Annotated in this window: 10 protein-coding genes and 3 pseudogenes; 7 read left to right on the forward strand and 6 right to left on the reverse strand. The window is 67.4% G+C overall.

The genetic code is table 11. From position 1 onward, the window contains the following. Positions 1–7 precede the first annotated feature (7 nt). The 3 genes from V9G04_09255 to V9G04_09265 are packed head-to-tail and all read right to left on the reverse strand — an operon-like array spanning position 8 to position 5079. Complete coding sequence (locus V9G04_09255; protein MEI2713466.1) at positions 8–2992, reverse strand: bifunctional [glutamine synthetase] adenylyltransferase/[glutamine synthetase]-adenylyl-L-tyrosine phosphorylase; 2985 nt, start codon at positions 2990–2992, stop codon at positions 8–10. Between the two features lie 3 nt (positions 2993–2995). After that, positions 2996–3736 carry a type 1 glutamine amidotransferase gene (locus tag V9G04_09260; GenBank protein ID MEI2713467.1) on the reverse strand — a complete coding sequence of 247 codons (741 nt, stop codon included), beginning with the start codon at positions 3734–3736 and terminating at the stop codon, positions 2996–2998. Then, on the reverse strand, positions 3733–5079 hold the full coding sequence (locus tag V9G04_09265) for a glutamine synthetase family protein (GenBank protein MEI2713468.1): 1347 nt from the start codon (positions 5077–5079) through the stop codon (positions 3733–3735). The genes V9G04_09260 and V9G04_09265 overlap by 4 nt, the downstream gene beginning before the upstream one ends. A gap of 669 nt (positions 5080–5748) precedes the next feature. On the opposite strand from V9G04_09265, the pseudogene V9G04_09270 reads away from it, so the two are divergent. From V9G04_09270 to V9G04_09290, 5 genes and pseudogenes are all read left to right on the forward strand, one after another. Next, positions 5749–6099, forward strand: a pseudogene (locus V9G04_09270) (polysaccharide deacetylase family protein). Between the two features lie 264 nt (positions 6100–6363). Beyond that, positions 6364–6984 (forward strand): annotated as a pseudogene (locus V9G04_09275) (MFS transporter). A gap of 100 nt (positions 6985–7084) precedes the next feature. After that, a pseudogene (locus V9G04_09280) lies at positions 7085–7411 on the forward strand (MFS transporter). Positions 7412–7496: 85 nt separating this feature from the next. Further along, positions 7497–7658 carry a hypothetical protein gene (locus tag V9G04_09285; protein MEI2713469.1) on the forward strand — a complete coding sequence of 54 codons (162 nt, stop codon included), beginning with the start codon at positions 7497–7499 and terminating at the stop codon, positions 7656–7658. 11 nt (positions 7659–7669) lie between these two features. Next, the gene (locus V9G04_09290; GenBank protein MEI2713470.1) at positions 7670–8224 is read left to right on the forward strand and encodes a universal stress protein; all 555 of its coding nucleotides are present in this window, start codon (positions 7670–7672) and stop codon (positions 8222–8224) included. Between the two features lie 4 nt (positions 8225–8228). Here the strand turns inward: V9G04_09290 and V9G04_09295 are convergent, their stop codons facing one another. Beyond that, positions 8229–8831, reverse strand: a complete 603-nt coding sequence (locus V9G04_09295; GenBank protein ID MEI2713471.1) for a hypothetical protein — start codon at positions 8829–8831, stop codon at positions 8229–8231. Positions 8832–8911: 80 nt separating this feature from the next. Here V9G04_09295 and V9G04_09300 point away from each other — a divergent pair, with 80 nt between their 5' ends. After that, positions 8912–10186, forward strand: coding sequence for an MFS transporter (locus V9G04_09300; GenBank protein MEI2713472.1), 1275 nt, complete (start codon positions 8912–8914; stop codon positions 10184–10186). Next, the gene (locus V9G04_09305) at positions 10183–11919 is read left to right on the forward strand and encodes a sugar-binding domain-containing protein (GenBank protein MEI2713473.1); all 1737 of its coding nucleotides are present in this window, start codon (positions 10183–10185) and stop codon (positions 11917–11919) included. Before V9G04_09300 ends, V9G04_09305 begins: the two co-directional genes overlap by 4 nt. 2 nt (positions 11920–11921) lie before the next feature. Here the strand turns inward: V9G04_09305 and V9G04_09310 are convergent, their stop codons facing one another. Both V9G04_09310 and V9G04_09315 read right to left on the reverse strand, forming a co-directional pair. After that, entirely contained in the window at positions 11922–12503 is a 582-nt protein-coding gene (locus V9G04_09310) for a zeta toxin family protein (GenBank protein ID MEI2713474.1), read from the reverse strand. Further along, entirely contained in the window at positions 12500–12844 is a 345-nt protein-coding gene (locus V9G04_09315) for a hypothetical protein (GenBank protein MEI2713475.1), read from the reverse strand. The genes V9G04_09310 and V9G04_09315 overlap by 4 nt, the downstream gene beginning before the upstream one ends. Positions 12845–12932 lie beyond the last annotated feature (88 nt).

Below are 12932 nucleotides of genomic sequence, written 5' to 3' on the forward strand. Positions count from 1 at the left end.
CCATGGATCATCCCCAGAAGATCCGCTCCACAACCCCATGCGCGCGCCGCGTCGTACGCAGGTAGTCGTTGACCATCTCGTCCGACGCGCCGTACGGGTAGCCCAAGACGGCCGCGACCGCTGCCTTCTCGCGGGTGTCGCGGGGCAGTTGGTCGCCGGGCTTGCCGCGCACCAACGTGATCGCGTTGCGGACCCGGCTGACCAGCCGCCAAGCCGAAGCCAGTTGCTCCGCATCCTCGACGGCGATCAGGTCCACGTCGACCGCGACCGCCAAGGCTTCGAGCGTGCGCGGCGTACGAAGGCCGGGGTGCTCACCGGCGTGCTGGAGTTGCAATGCCTGCACCGTCCACTCGACGTCGGCCAGTCCCCCACGACCAAGTTTCAGATGGGTGTGCGGGTCCGCGCCGCGGGGCAGCCGTTCGGTGTCGACACGCGCCTTGATCCGACGGATCTCGACGAGGTCGGCGCGCGACAACCCCTCGGCGGGATAGCGCAGCGGGTCGATCAGGGCGGTGAAGCGCTCGCGCAGCCCGATGTCGCCGACGATCGCATCGGCTCGCAGCAGCGCCTGCGCCTCCCACACCTTCGACCACTTCGCGTAATAGGCGGCGTACGACTCCAGCGTGCGGACCAGGGGCCCCTGCTTGCCCTCGGGACGCAGATCCGCGTCGACCTCCAGCGGCGGATCGGTGGCGGGCAACAACAACAGGCGGCGCAACTCGTGCGCGACCGCCTGGGCGAACTGCGCGGCGAGGTGCGCGTCTGCACCTGCGACGGGTTCGTGGACGAACATCACGTCGGCATCACTGCCGTACGACAGTTCGAAGCCGCCATAGCGACCCATCGCGACCACAGCGATCCGAGTCGGTGCGGAGTCCAAGGATTTCGCGGCCAGGACGGAGCGGATGGAGACGTCCAGGGTGGCTTGCAAGGTGGCATCGGTCAGACGAGTCAGCCCCAGCCCCACATCATCGATCGAGATCACGCCATCCAGGTCACCGGCGCTGATCCGGAAGAGCTCGCGGCGCCGGATCGCCCGAATCGCGCGCGCCGCCTCCTCGTGGTCGTCTTGTCGCGACGCTGCCGCGGCCATCTCTGTGGTCAATGCCTCGGCACTGGACGGCTGGAGGTCCTCACCGAGCAGGCGTACGCCTTCGGGCTCGCGCTGCAACAGATCGGTGGCATAGCGCGAGGTAGCCAGGATCTTCGCGAGACGTTCGGCGACCTGCCCCTCGTCGCGCAACGTCTTGAGATACCAGTGCGTCGTGCCCAATGCCTCGGAGATCCGACGGAACCCGAGCAGCCCGGCGTCGGGATCCGGCGCATCCGCGAACCACTCGAGCAGCACCGGCAGCAGGGTCCGCTGGATCGCGGCGGTACGGCTGACGCCCTCGGTCAGTGCTTCGAGGTGGCGCAGCGCCGCCTTCGGGTCGGCGTACCCGAGCGCGGACAGTCGCTGCTCGGCAGCCTCGGTCGACAGGCGCGCACCCTCACCGGGGATGCGTGCGACCGCCGAAAGCAACGGGCGATAGAAGAGCTTCTCGTGCAGGCGGCGGACCTCCAGGCGATGGTGTGCCCACGCCCGTTCCAGTTCGGTGACCGGATCCTTGAAGAAGCCCATCGACCGGCCCAGACGGCGCAGCGCCTGCTCGCCGTCCGGCACCACGTGCGTACGCCGCAGCTGATGCATCTGGATGCGATGTTCCAACGTGCGCAAGAACTCGTACGCCTCGTGCATCGCCTGGCCGTCCTCGCGGCCGACGTAGCCACGCCGCGTCAGCGCCCACAGCGCGCTCAGCGTGGTCGGCTCGTGGATCTCGTCGTCGCCGCGTCCATGCACCAGTTGGAGCAACTGCACCGCGAACTCCACGTCGCGCAGGCCACCTGAGCCGAGTTTGAGTTGTCGCTGAGCCTGGTTCGCCGGGATGTGATCCAGGACCCGGCGCCGCATCGCTTGGACGTCGGCGACGAAGCCGTCGCGCTCAGCGACACTCCACACCATCGGCTTCACCATCGCCACGAACTCGCGACCCAACTCCAGGTCGCCGGCGACGGGTCTGGCCTTGAGCAGCGCCTGGAACTCCCAGGTCTTCGCCCAGCGCTCGTAGTAGCCGCGCATGCTCGACATCGTGCGGACCAACGGCCCCGCCTTGCCCTCCGGGCGAAGGGCCGCATCGACCTCCCAGATCGTGCCCTCGGCGGTGAAGTCGCCGCACACCGTGATCACGTGCGCCGCGAGCTGAGCGCCGGCCTTCAACGCCACCGTCTCGTCGACGCCCTCTGCGGGTTCGGCCACGAAGATCACGTCGACATCGCTGATGTAGTTGAGTTCGTGGGCGCCGCACTTGCCCATCGCGATCACTGCCAGGCGTACGTCGTGGGCGCGCTCCCCCACGCGCTGGCGCGCGATCGCGAGGGCTGCCTCCAGGGTGCCCGCCGCCAGGTCGGAGAGCTCGGCGGCGGCATCGTCGAGACCCAGGTGATGGGCCAGATCACGTGCCGCGAGCCGCGTCAGCAACCGGCGGTACTGCACCCGCAGCGCGGCCATCGCCTGCTGGTCAGGCAGCGTGGCGACGGGAGTCCTCGCAAGGGGGTCTGCCCCGACGGCTTGAAGCAGATGCGCCCGTACGGCGAAGGCTGCCGGTCGCGTGGAGCCGAGGTGCGAGTCGGTGAGGTCACACCACTGCTCGGGATGTCGTACGAGGTGGTCGGCGAGTGCCTCACTGGCCCCGAGGACGCTGAGCAACCGCATCGCAGTGCCCTCGTCGTCGACCAGCTCCGCCAGTAGTGCCGCGCCATCGGGCAGCGCCTGCGCGAGCCGTTCGAGGTTGATCAGGGCCGCATCCGGGTCCGCGGTGCGTCCGATGATCGCCAGCAGCGGCTCGATCCCCTCGCCCATGGCGACCGCCCGATCACGGGCGGCCTGAGTGTCCGCGAAGCCCCAGCGCGCCAGCGCAGTCCGTGCGAGCGCACGCCCGTCGTCACGCGCCACGACTCAACTCCTCTGCTTCGCCAGGTCGACCAAACGCTCCGCGACCGGCTGCCAGGTGGCCCGCAACTCGTCGCGTGCGGCATGCACCTGCGCGACGACATGCCTGGCGGACTCCTTGTCGCGGACCCCTGGATCGCTTTGGATCCAGGGCGCGATCAGGTCGGCGTCCACCTCCGGATGCCATTGCAGGCCCCATGCGGCTGGCGCAAACCGCAACGCCTGGATCTCCGCGTGCTCGGTCTGCGCCAACACCACGGCATCCGGTGGCGCCTGGACGACCACGTCGTCGTTCCATTGCAGGGCCCGCGCGTGTAGCGGTGCCGCGCTCAACAACGCATCGTCGCGCGCGGCGTCGGTCCAGCCCACCGGGATCAGGCCGAACTGTTTGCCGCGCGGGTTCTTGTTCACGACGCCGCCCAACGCCACCGCGCCGAGCTGATGCCCAAGGCAGATCCCCAGGGTCGGGATCCGATGCTCGACGGCCTGACGGATCAGCTCCTTGGTCGCGGTGAGCCACGGGTGCGCGGCGTCGTCGTTGGCGCCCATCGCACCACCCATGACCAGCAGTGCGTCGATTCCGGTCATCGACTCGGGTACGGGCTCGTCGAGGTAGGCCCGGATGCTGACGACTTCGGCACCCGCCGCCCGCATCCACTGGCCGAACAGGTGTGCGGGGTCGTCGTCCTCGTGCTGGATGACCAGCACGCGCGGGGCGTACGACGGCCGTTGCTGTGGAGTGGTCACAGCACCGACATCATCCGGTCACGCTCGTACGCCGAGACCTGCACGCGGTATTCCTCCCACTCCTTGCGCTTGTTGCGCAAGAAGAAGTCGTAGACGTGCTCCCCCAGGGTCTCGGCGAGCAGCTCGGAGCGTTCGGCCACCGCGATCGCGTCGTACAGGCTCTTGGGCAGGGCGTCGATGCCGAGCGCCTTGCGCTCCTTCTCCGTCAACGTCCACACGTCGTCCTCGGCCTCGGGCGGCAACTCATAGCCCTCCTCGATGCCTTTCATGCCCGCCTCGAGGATCACGGCGTACGCCAGGTAGGGGTTGCAGGCCGGGTCGATCGAGCGCAGCTCGACACGAGTGGACTGGCCCTTGTTGGGCTTGTACATCGGCACGCGCACCATCGCCGAGCGGTTGTTGTGCCCCCAGCAGATCGAGGACGGCGCCTCGCCGCCTCCGAGCAGGCGCTTGTAGGAGTTGACCCACTGGTTGGTCACCGCGGTGATCTCGGCGGCGTGGTGCAGGATCCCGGCGATGAACCCGCGACCGGTCTTGGAGAGCTGGTATTCGGCGCCGGCCTCGAAGAACGCGTTGCGGTCACCCTCGAAGAGCGAAAGGTGGGTGTGCATGCCCGAGCCGGGGTGGTCGGTGAACGGCTTGGGCATGAACGAGGCCCAGATGTCCTGGCTCAGCGCCACCTCGCGTACGACCGTACGGAAGGTCATGATGTTGTCGGCCGTCGAGAGGGCGTCGGCATAACGCAGGTCGATCTCCTGCTGACCGGGGCCGCCTTCGTGATGGCTGAACTCGACCGAGATTCCCATCGATTCCAGCATCGTGATCGCTTCTCGCCGGAAGTCGGATCCGCGGGATTGGGCGGTGTGATCGAAGAAGCCGGACCTGTCGACCGGCACTGGCTCGGCACCCTTCTCAGGCATGTCCTTGAGCAGATAGAACTCGATCTCGGGGTGTGTGTAGAAGGTGAAACCCGCATCCGCAGCCTTGCCGAGCGCGCGTTTGAGGACGTGGCGGGGGTCGGCGTACGAGGGGCTGCCGTCCGGCATCACGATGTCGCAGAACATCCGCGCGGTGGCGGGACCGCCGTCCTGGCCGCCGCGCCAGGGCAGGATCTGGAAGGTCGCCGGGTCGGGGTGTGCGAGCATGTCGGACTCATAGACGCGCGCGAAGCCTTCGATCGCGGAGCCGTCGAAGCCGATCCCTTCCTCGAAAGCTCCTTCGAGTTCGGCCGGCGCCACGCTGACGGACTTGAGGAAGCCCAGCACGTCGGTGAACCAGAGGCGTACGAATCTGACGTCGCGCTCCTCGAGCGCGCGCAGTACGAAGTCTTCCTGCTTGCCCATGGGGCCACCTTATGGCCGCCATGTTTCGCCCGTGTTGCACCAGCGCCCAGATCACAGGACGACCCGGTTCGCGCCTCCAATGTTGCAGCGATCTCCCAGCTTCATCACACGACCGTGACAACCCTCCGAATGCCCTTCTACCTGCGGTTTTGCCGCGCCATCCTGTTGTTGCCAGCACTGCCAGACACACCAACCTGCGAAGGGTCACCACCATGCGTACGAAGTCCTCCACCCGCGTCTTCTCGGCCATTGCCGTCCTCGTGGTCGGACTCCTCGCCGGCGCGATGTCGGGGGCCAACGCCGATGACGTAGCGGCGCCGACCACCTCGCGGATCGCCACAGTCAAGACAGCCAGCGCCGACAGGTCCGGCACCGACAGGGTCAGCGCCGACACGTCCAGGGCCCCCAAGCCGGTCAACTGCGCGATCCACAAGTGCGTCGCTCTCACCTACGACGACGGCCCCGCCGGTTCGACGCCCGCCCTGCTGCGCACCCTCGCTGCCAAGAAGGCCCCCGCGACGTTCTTCGTGCTGGGTCAACAGGCGACGAAGTACCCCGCCACGATGCGAGCGATCCGCAACGCTGGGCACGAGATCGGCGTGCACACCTGGGATCACGCGAACCTCACGAAGTTGTCGTCCGCCTCGGTGACATCAGAGCTTCGACCGGAGCATCGCCGCGGTGCGCCAGACGACCGGGCAGCGCACCACCCTGATGCGCCCGCCGTACGGAGCGACCAACCAGACCGTCCGCAGCGTCGAGGGGCGTCTCGGCTTGGCGGAGATCTTGTGGAGCGTCGACCCGCAGGACTGGAAGGACCGCAACACCGCGACCGTCACCCAGCGGGTGCTCGCAGCGGCCAAGCCCGGGGCGATCGTGCTGATGCACGACATCCATCCGACGACGGTGGCCGCCGCCCCGGCGATCATCGACGGACTGCGTAAGCGCGGCTACCGCCTCGTCACGGTCTCCCAACTGCTCGGCAAGCCGACGCCCGGTCGCACCTATTCCTCACGCTGAACCACCCTGACGGGTGTGGTCTAGACCACACCCGCGGGAGCACGCTGCTCGGTGGCCCGTCTCGGGGCGTGTGAAGAGGAGGAGCAGATGGCAGCCACCGTGTCGGACGAGAAGCCGATCCGCAGTCTGATCCCGGCCCGCATGCACGACATGCCGTGGTCGAAGTTCCACTGGATGGTCATCTTCGGCCTCGGCACGGCGTGGATCCTCGACGGTCTCGAGATCCAGATCGTGGCGGCCGGCGGCTTCGAGAAGTCGCTGAATATGAGCGCCGCCGACGTCGGCCTGGCGGGCACGATCTACCTGCTCGGCGAGGTCGCCGGTGCCCTGCTCTTCGGTCGCCTCACCGACACGTGGGGGCGCAAGAAGATGTTCACCACGACGTTGGCGCTCTATCTGACGGCCTCGGCGGTCGCGGCTTTCTCCCCCAACATGGTGTTCTTCCTGGTCTGCCGATTCTTCGCGGGCATGGGCATCGGCGGTGAATACTCCGCGGTCAACTCGGCGGTCGATGAGTTGATCCCGGGCAAGTACCGCGGGCGCGTGGACCTGGCGATCAACGGCACCTATTGGCTGGGCGCCGCCATCGGCGCGTTCGCCAGCATGATCCTGCTCAACACCGACAACTTCGACGAGAACATCGGCTGGCGAATCGCCTTCCTGATCGGCCCGGTCCTGGGCCTGGGCATCATCTACCTGCGCCGCCACATTCCCGAGAGCCCGCGTTGGATGGTCACCCACGGGCGCGCCGACGAGGCCGAGCAGGTCGTCTCCGACCTTGAGGAAGAGATCCGCGCCGCGGGCAAGGACGTTCCCGAGCACGACGAAGAAGACGGCATGTGGATCAAGAAGCGCGAAGGCCTCAACCCCAGGCAGTTGGCCTACGTCTTCTTCAAGCTCTATCCCACGCGTACGGTCTTGGGCGCCACGTTGATGATCTCCCAGAAGCTTCCTCTACAACGCGATCTTCTTCACCTACGCACTGGTGCTGAAGAACTTCTACGGCGAGAGTTCGTCCTCCGCGGCGATGTATTTCTTCCCCTTCGCGCTGGGCAACCTGATGGGGCCGCTCCTGCTCGGGCAATTCTTCGACACGATCGGCCGGCGCAAGATGATCGGCGGCTGTTATGGCATCGCCGGGATCGTGCTCGCGGTTTCCGCGTGGATGTTCCACGAGGACATGCTCAGCGCGTTGACGCACACGCTCTTCTGGTGCCTGGCGTTCTTCTTCGCCTCGGCGGGCGCGTCGGCGGGCTATCTCACCGTGTCGGAGATCTTCCCGCAGGAAGTACGCGGCCAGGCGATCTCGTACTTCTTCGCGCTCGCGCAGATCTTCGGCTCCATCGGCCCGGTCTTCTACGGCTGGTTGATCGGAGACGGCGAGGACCCGGACCCCGATGTTCTGGGGCTACCTGATCGCCACCGGCATCATGCTGCTCGGCTCGTTGGTCGCCTTCGTCTTCGGCGTGGATGCCGAGAACAAGTCGTTGGAAGAGATCGCGCCACCGCTGATCGAGTACGACGAAGACGGCAACGAGACCAGCCACATCCCGGTGTGAGAGGACCCACCATGACCGAACCCGAGCGTCCCTACACCGTCGTCGTCGGCGTGAGCGCGACCTCGAAGTCGCCGGCGGCACTGCGCTGGGCCGCCGCCCAGGCTGAGGCCAACGACGGGGTGCTGATCTGCGTACGCACGTGGCGACCCTCAGCCCCGGCAGCGACAACGGCCGGGGTCCAGGCCGTGTCCGGCCAGACGACGTCTGCCGCGGAGGTCGAGGCTCGTCGACAACTCGAGGAGGACGTGGCACAAACACTCGGTCACGACCATGACGCCGAGGTCTATTTGTTGCGCGCCGGCAAGCGGCGCGGCCTGCTGGTCGCCTCCTCGCAGGCGGACCTGCTCGTGATGGACGCGCCGCGCCGGCCGAGCACCGCTCCCCTGCTCGCGCACCGGGTCATCGCGGTAGCGACCTGCCCCGTCGTCGTCATGCCTCCGGCGTTGCAAGGTGGCCGGAGCAGCGCTACGGCGAAGGCCGGACGAGCCTTCGGCCGCGCCCTGCTGGAGGCGGGGGGCCGTGCGGGGCGGCCTGGCTACCGGCCGCCCGCACGCCCACGCACGTGAAGCGTCAGGCCTTCGGCTCGCAGAACAGCACGTCCTGACGGCCGATCACGCCCTTCACGGCACGCTCCATCGGTCGCTGCCACTGCTGGGTGGCCTTGAACCACGCGATCGTGCCCCAGACACGGCCGCCTTGGCCGTCCACCTTGACCTTGCGCACCTTCAGGCGCAGCGTCACGGTCTTCTCGGGCGAGCCCGCATAGCAGCCGGAGGCCTTCTTCTTGGTCCGGGCCGCGGTGAACGTGACGACATCTCCGGGTTTGGTCTTGGCATAGCGGGCGACTACGCCGGTCGCATAGCCGGTGTTGCCCTCCCACGGCGCGCCGACCGTGAAGCTCAACGAATGCATCCGGTCAGCCGGAACCTTGAAGGTGGCCGCGCCATCCTTCACCTTGGCGTCCTGGCTCCACACATCCTGGTAGTCGCTCGTGGAAGCCGAGACCGCACCGATCGTGCAGTCGTCGCAGTTGCCCACCTTGATCGTCAGCGTGGTGGGCACCTTGGGTGCTGCTCGGTCGACGGATGCCTGCGCGGTCTGTGCCAGCAGCCCCGAGGCCATGACGCCGACGAGAAGTGTTCCTGCCGCGAGATGCGTGAGTGTCTTGCGCATGTCGAACTCCTGGATCCGGGGATGTGTCGAGCAGGAGTATGCCCCTGCCCCACGGGGCCACCCCGCACTACTCTGCCCTCATGTCACCTGCCCCGGTCGGAGCCCGCCTCTGGACATGGGCGGTGCTCCTCGGTCTCACCGGTCAACTCGCCTGGGCGATCGAGAACATGTACCTCAACGTGTTCGTCTACGACACGATCACCGACTCCCCCACAGTGCTCGCGGTCCTCGTCGCCTCCAGCGCCATCGCCGCGACCGTCGCGACCCTGCTCGCCGGGGCCGCGTCCGACCGACGCGGTCGGCGCAAGGAGTTCATCGCGATCGGGTACGTCCTGTGGGGTCTGTCCACGCTCGGCTTCGGATTCCTCGACGACGCTCCCCGGCTACTCCCGGGAGTGAACGCGGTCACGGTCGCGATCGTGGCAGTCATCCTGCTCGACTGTCTGATGAGCGCGCTCGGCGCGACGGCCAACGACGCAGCGTTCAACTCGTGGATCACCGACTCGACCGACCCCACCAATCGCGGTCGAGTCGACGGCGTCTTGGCGATGCTGCCGCTGCTGGCCATGCTCCTGGTCTTCGGTGCCCTCGACCCGCTCACCCGCGACGGCCAGTGGCGCCTCTTCTTCGCAATTGTCGGCGGTCTGACCACCCTGGTCGGCCTGATCGCCTGGATGGGCCTTCGCGACACGGCCACACCGCGGCCCAGCGGCACGTACGTCTCGTCGGTCCTGCACGGCTTGCGTCCTAGCACCGCGCGCCAGCATCCGCGTCTCTACCTCACGCTCGCCGCCTGGGCCGTGCTGGGGATCAGCACCCAGGTGTTCTTGCCGTTCCTGATCATCTACGTCCAGCGCTATCTCGACATCGAGGCGTACGCAGTAGTGCTCGCCGCCGTGCTCCTCGGCGCCGCCCTCGCCAGTGTGCTCGGTGGTCGGGTGCTCGACCGAGTCGGCCCCACTCGTGCGCTCCTGCCCGTGGTCGCGCTCTATGTCACCGGACTCCTGGCGATGTATTTCGCGCGCGGGATGGTCCCGGTGATCCTGGCCGGCATCGTGACCATGTCGGGGATGATGCTCGCGATCGCCGCCCTCTCGGCGACCGTACGCAACCACACGCCTGCCGATCGGGTCGGTCAGGTGCAGGGTTTGCGGATGGTGGCCGCGGTGCTGCTGCCGATGGTGGTCGGCCCGTTCCTGGGCGCCGCGGTCATCGCCGGTGCCAACGAGACGTACGTCGACCTCGGGGTGACCAAGACCGTGCCCACACCGTGGGTCTTTCCGACCTCTGCTGTCGTGGTGCTCCTGATCATCTGGCCGGTGACGCGACTGCGTCGGGTGGAGACGCCCGCATGATCACGCGATGGGGTGAGGACCTCGACCGCGACGCCGTTCTCCAGGAATACCCGCGGCCACAGTTGGTGCGCGATTCGTACCTCAATCTCAACGGCCTCTGGGAGTACGCGATCACCGACGCCGCGTCGGGCCAACCGCAGCGTTGGGACGGGCAGATTCTCGTCCCGTTCTCTCCTGAGGCGCCGCTGTCCGGGGTCGAGCGGACGCTCCAACCACACGAAGCGCTCTGGTATCGACGCACTGTCGAGGTGCCCGAGGGCTTTCGACGCGATCGCCTGCTCCTGCATTTCGGGGCGGTCGACCAGGACTGTGAAATCTGGATCGACGCACGACCCGTGGGCGATCACGCCGGCGGTTACCTCCCCTTCGTCCTGGACATCAGCCAGGCCAGCGACACGTTCGAGATCGTGGTTCGAGTGCGCGACGTCACCGACACCTCCTGGCGCAGCCGAGGCAAACAGAAACTCCAACCCGGTGGCATCTGGTATTCACCGCACTCCGGCATCTGGCAGACCGTCTGGCTGGAGTCGGTGCCGAGGTCGTACGTCCGCCAACTCGTGCTGACGCCGCACCTGGACTCCGGCGAGGTCGAGATCCTGGTGCTGGCCAGCGAGCCGGGCCGCGCCGAGGTGAGCATCGAGGGAACCGAAATCGTCGCCGAGGTGCCCACCGGCGTACCGACTCGCCTGCGGCTGCACGACGTACGCCCCTGGTCACCCGAGGATCCGCACCTCTACGACCTCGAGGTGACGCTGGGCGAGGACCGAGTACGCAGCTATTTCGCGATGCGCTCCTTCGGCACGGGGGCGGACGGGCGAGGTCGCACGAGACTGCTGCTCAACGGCGAGCCGTACCTTCAGGCCGGGCTGCTCGACCAGGGCTACTGGCCCGACGGGCTGTGCACACCGCCCTCGGACGCGGCGATGGTCTTCGACATCACGACGGCCAAGGATCTCGGATTCACCATGCTGCGCAAACACATCAAGATCGAGCCGCTGCGGTGGTATCACCACTGCGACCGTCTCGGGATGCTGGTGTGGCAGGACCTGGTCAACGGCGGGCGGTCGTACTCCCATGCGGTGGTCACGGCACCGGCCTTCGTGCCGTTGCGGTTCAGCGACCGGCGCTATCGCCTGTTCGGCCGTCAGGACGAGGAGGGTCGAGACGAGTTCCTGCGCGAGCTCGACGACACCGTCGACCTGTTGCGCAGCGTCCCCTGCCTGGCCGCGTGGGTGCCGTTCAACGAGGGGTGGGGCCAGTTCGATGCCGTCGCTGCTGCCGAGCGGATGTCGGCGCTCGACCCCACCCGACCGATCGATGCGGCCAGCGGCTGGCACCACCAGGGCGGCGGTGACATCGTCAGCCGTCACGTCTACTTCCGGCCCTATCGCCTGGCTCGCAAGGATGTCGACGACCCGCGGGCCGCAGTGCTCTCGGAGTACGGCGGCTACTCCCACCGCGTCGAGGGGCACACCTGGAGCGAGAAGAACTTCGGCTATCGGACGTTCGCCGAGCAGCAGGCGTACGAAGACGCTTTCGTGCGTCTCCAGGACGAGCAGGTCGGTCGGGCTGTGGAGGCTGGTCTGGCGGGGTTCGTCTACACCCAGCTCACCGACGTCGAGCAGGAGACCAACGGACTGATCACCTACGACCGTCGCGTGGTCAAGGTCGACGGTGATCGGGCCCGGGAGTCGAACGCGCGCCTGCGAGACCGCTTCGCGCGGGCGATCTGAGTTCAGGTGAGTTCGCGTACGAGCCCGGCATCTGTCCACGTTGGCCACGCCGCTTGGCCGAGGACGACACCGCGTTCGCACCGGACCACCTCGCGAAACGGGGTAGCCGCAACCGTGTTGTCGTAGAAACTTGCCCGATCCACGACCCGGCTCGCGCTCGCCACGTAGCTCCACAGTCGGGCATGGCGCTGCCTGATCTTGACGACGGGCACGTCGTGACCACCGCGACGGACGCGCTCCGCGACGCGGGCAACACTCAACTCCACCGGCACGAGCATGACGTGCAGGTGGATCAGATAGCCGAGTGCCGCGGCCCGGTGCACCAGATCGAGTTTGCTGCGATGACTGAACACGGTTTCGGTGACGAAGGACTGCTGTTGGGCGAGCAGGGCATCGCGTTCGAGCGCGGCCAGGCGCGAGGCGTCGTACGCGTGCACCGCCTCCTGTCCGGGCCACTCGCGCGCCGCAATCAGATCCGCATTCACGAAGGGCAGGTGAGTCGCCGCGATCAGCACGTCGACGGCGTAGGAAGACTTGCCCGACCCGTTCGGCCCTGCCAACAGATGCAATACCGGTGTGCTCACGCGTGTTCGTGGACCGTCCCGTCATCGTCGGCTTCTGACCAGGACTCACCGCTCGTACGGAATGTGTCCGCATAGTTCAGCGTTCCGCGCAGGTGCTCGATCGACTCCTCCCAGGCGGCGCGTACGACCGCCTGATCCGGGTCCGACAGCGCGTCGTAGGACACCTGACCGGCCAGCACACGCTCGATGTCTTTGGTGCTGACCCGGCTGGAGGCCTCGAGTTCACGACCGAGTCGCGCCCAGTGCGCGAGTTGCTGGGTCGCACTGCGACTCATCCGGGCACCGGTGGCCCGAGCCGCTTCGAACAACTCGGCCTCGACGCGCGTGGGGATTGTCGTCATGGGAATCACCTCGCCAGCAGTGTAGCAATCTGCTACAGCCCGGCTGTGACGCTCCTGTGATCCGTGCGTCACGGGCACCACACGTGGT

It is taken from the genome of Nocardioides sp., assembly GCA_037045645.1.
GTDB lineage: Bacteria > Actinomycetota > Actinomycetes > Propionibacteriales > Nocardioidaceae > Nocardioides.

Coding starts and splice junctions, on each gene's coding strand:
- V9G04_09265 (MEI2713468.1), bottom strand. CDS start 5,079: ATGGGCAAGCAGGAAGACTTCGTACTGCGCGCGCTCGAGGAGCGCGAC.
- V9G04_09285 (MEI2713469.1), top strand. CDS start 7,497: ATGTTCTGGGGCTACCTGATCGCCACCGGCATCATGCTGCTCGGCTCG.
- V9G04_09290 (MEI2713470.1), top strand. CDS start 7,670: ATGACCGAACCCGAGCGTCCCTACACCGTCGTCGTCGGCGTGAGCGCG.
- V9G04_09295 (MEI2713471.1), bottom strand. CDS start 8,831: ATGCGCAAGACACTCACGCATCTCGCGGCAGGAACACTTCTCGTCGGC.
- V9G04_09300 (MEI2713472.1), top strand. CDS start 8,912: ATGTCACCTGCCCCGGTCGGAGCCCGCCTCTGGACATGGGCGGTGCTC.
- V9G04_09305 (MEI2713473.1), top strand. CDS start 10,183: ATGATCACGCGATGGGGTGAGGACCTCGACCGCGACGCCGTTCTCCAG.
- V9G04_09315 (MEI2713475.1), bottom strand. CDS start 12,844: ATGACGACAATCCCCACGCGCGTCGAGGCCGAGTTGTTCGAAGCGGCT.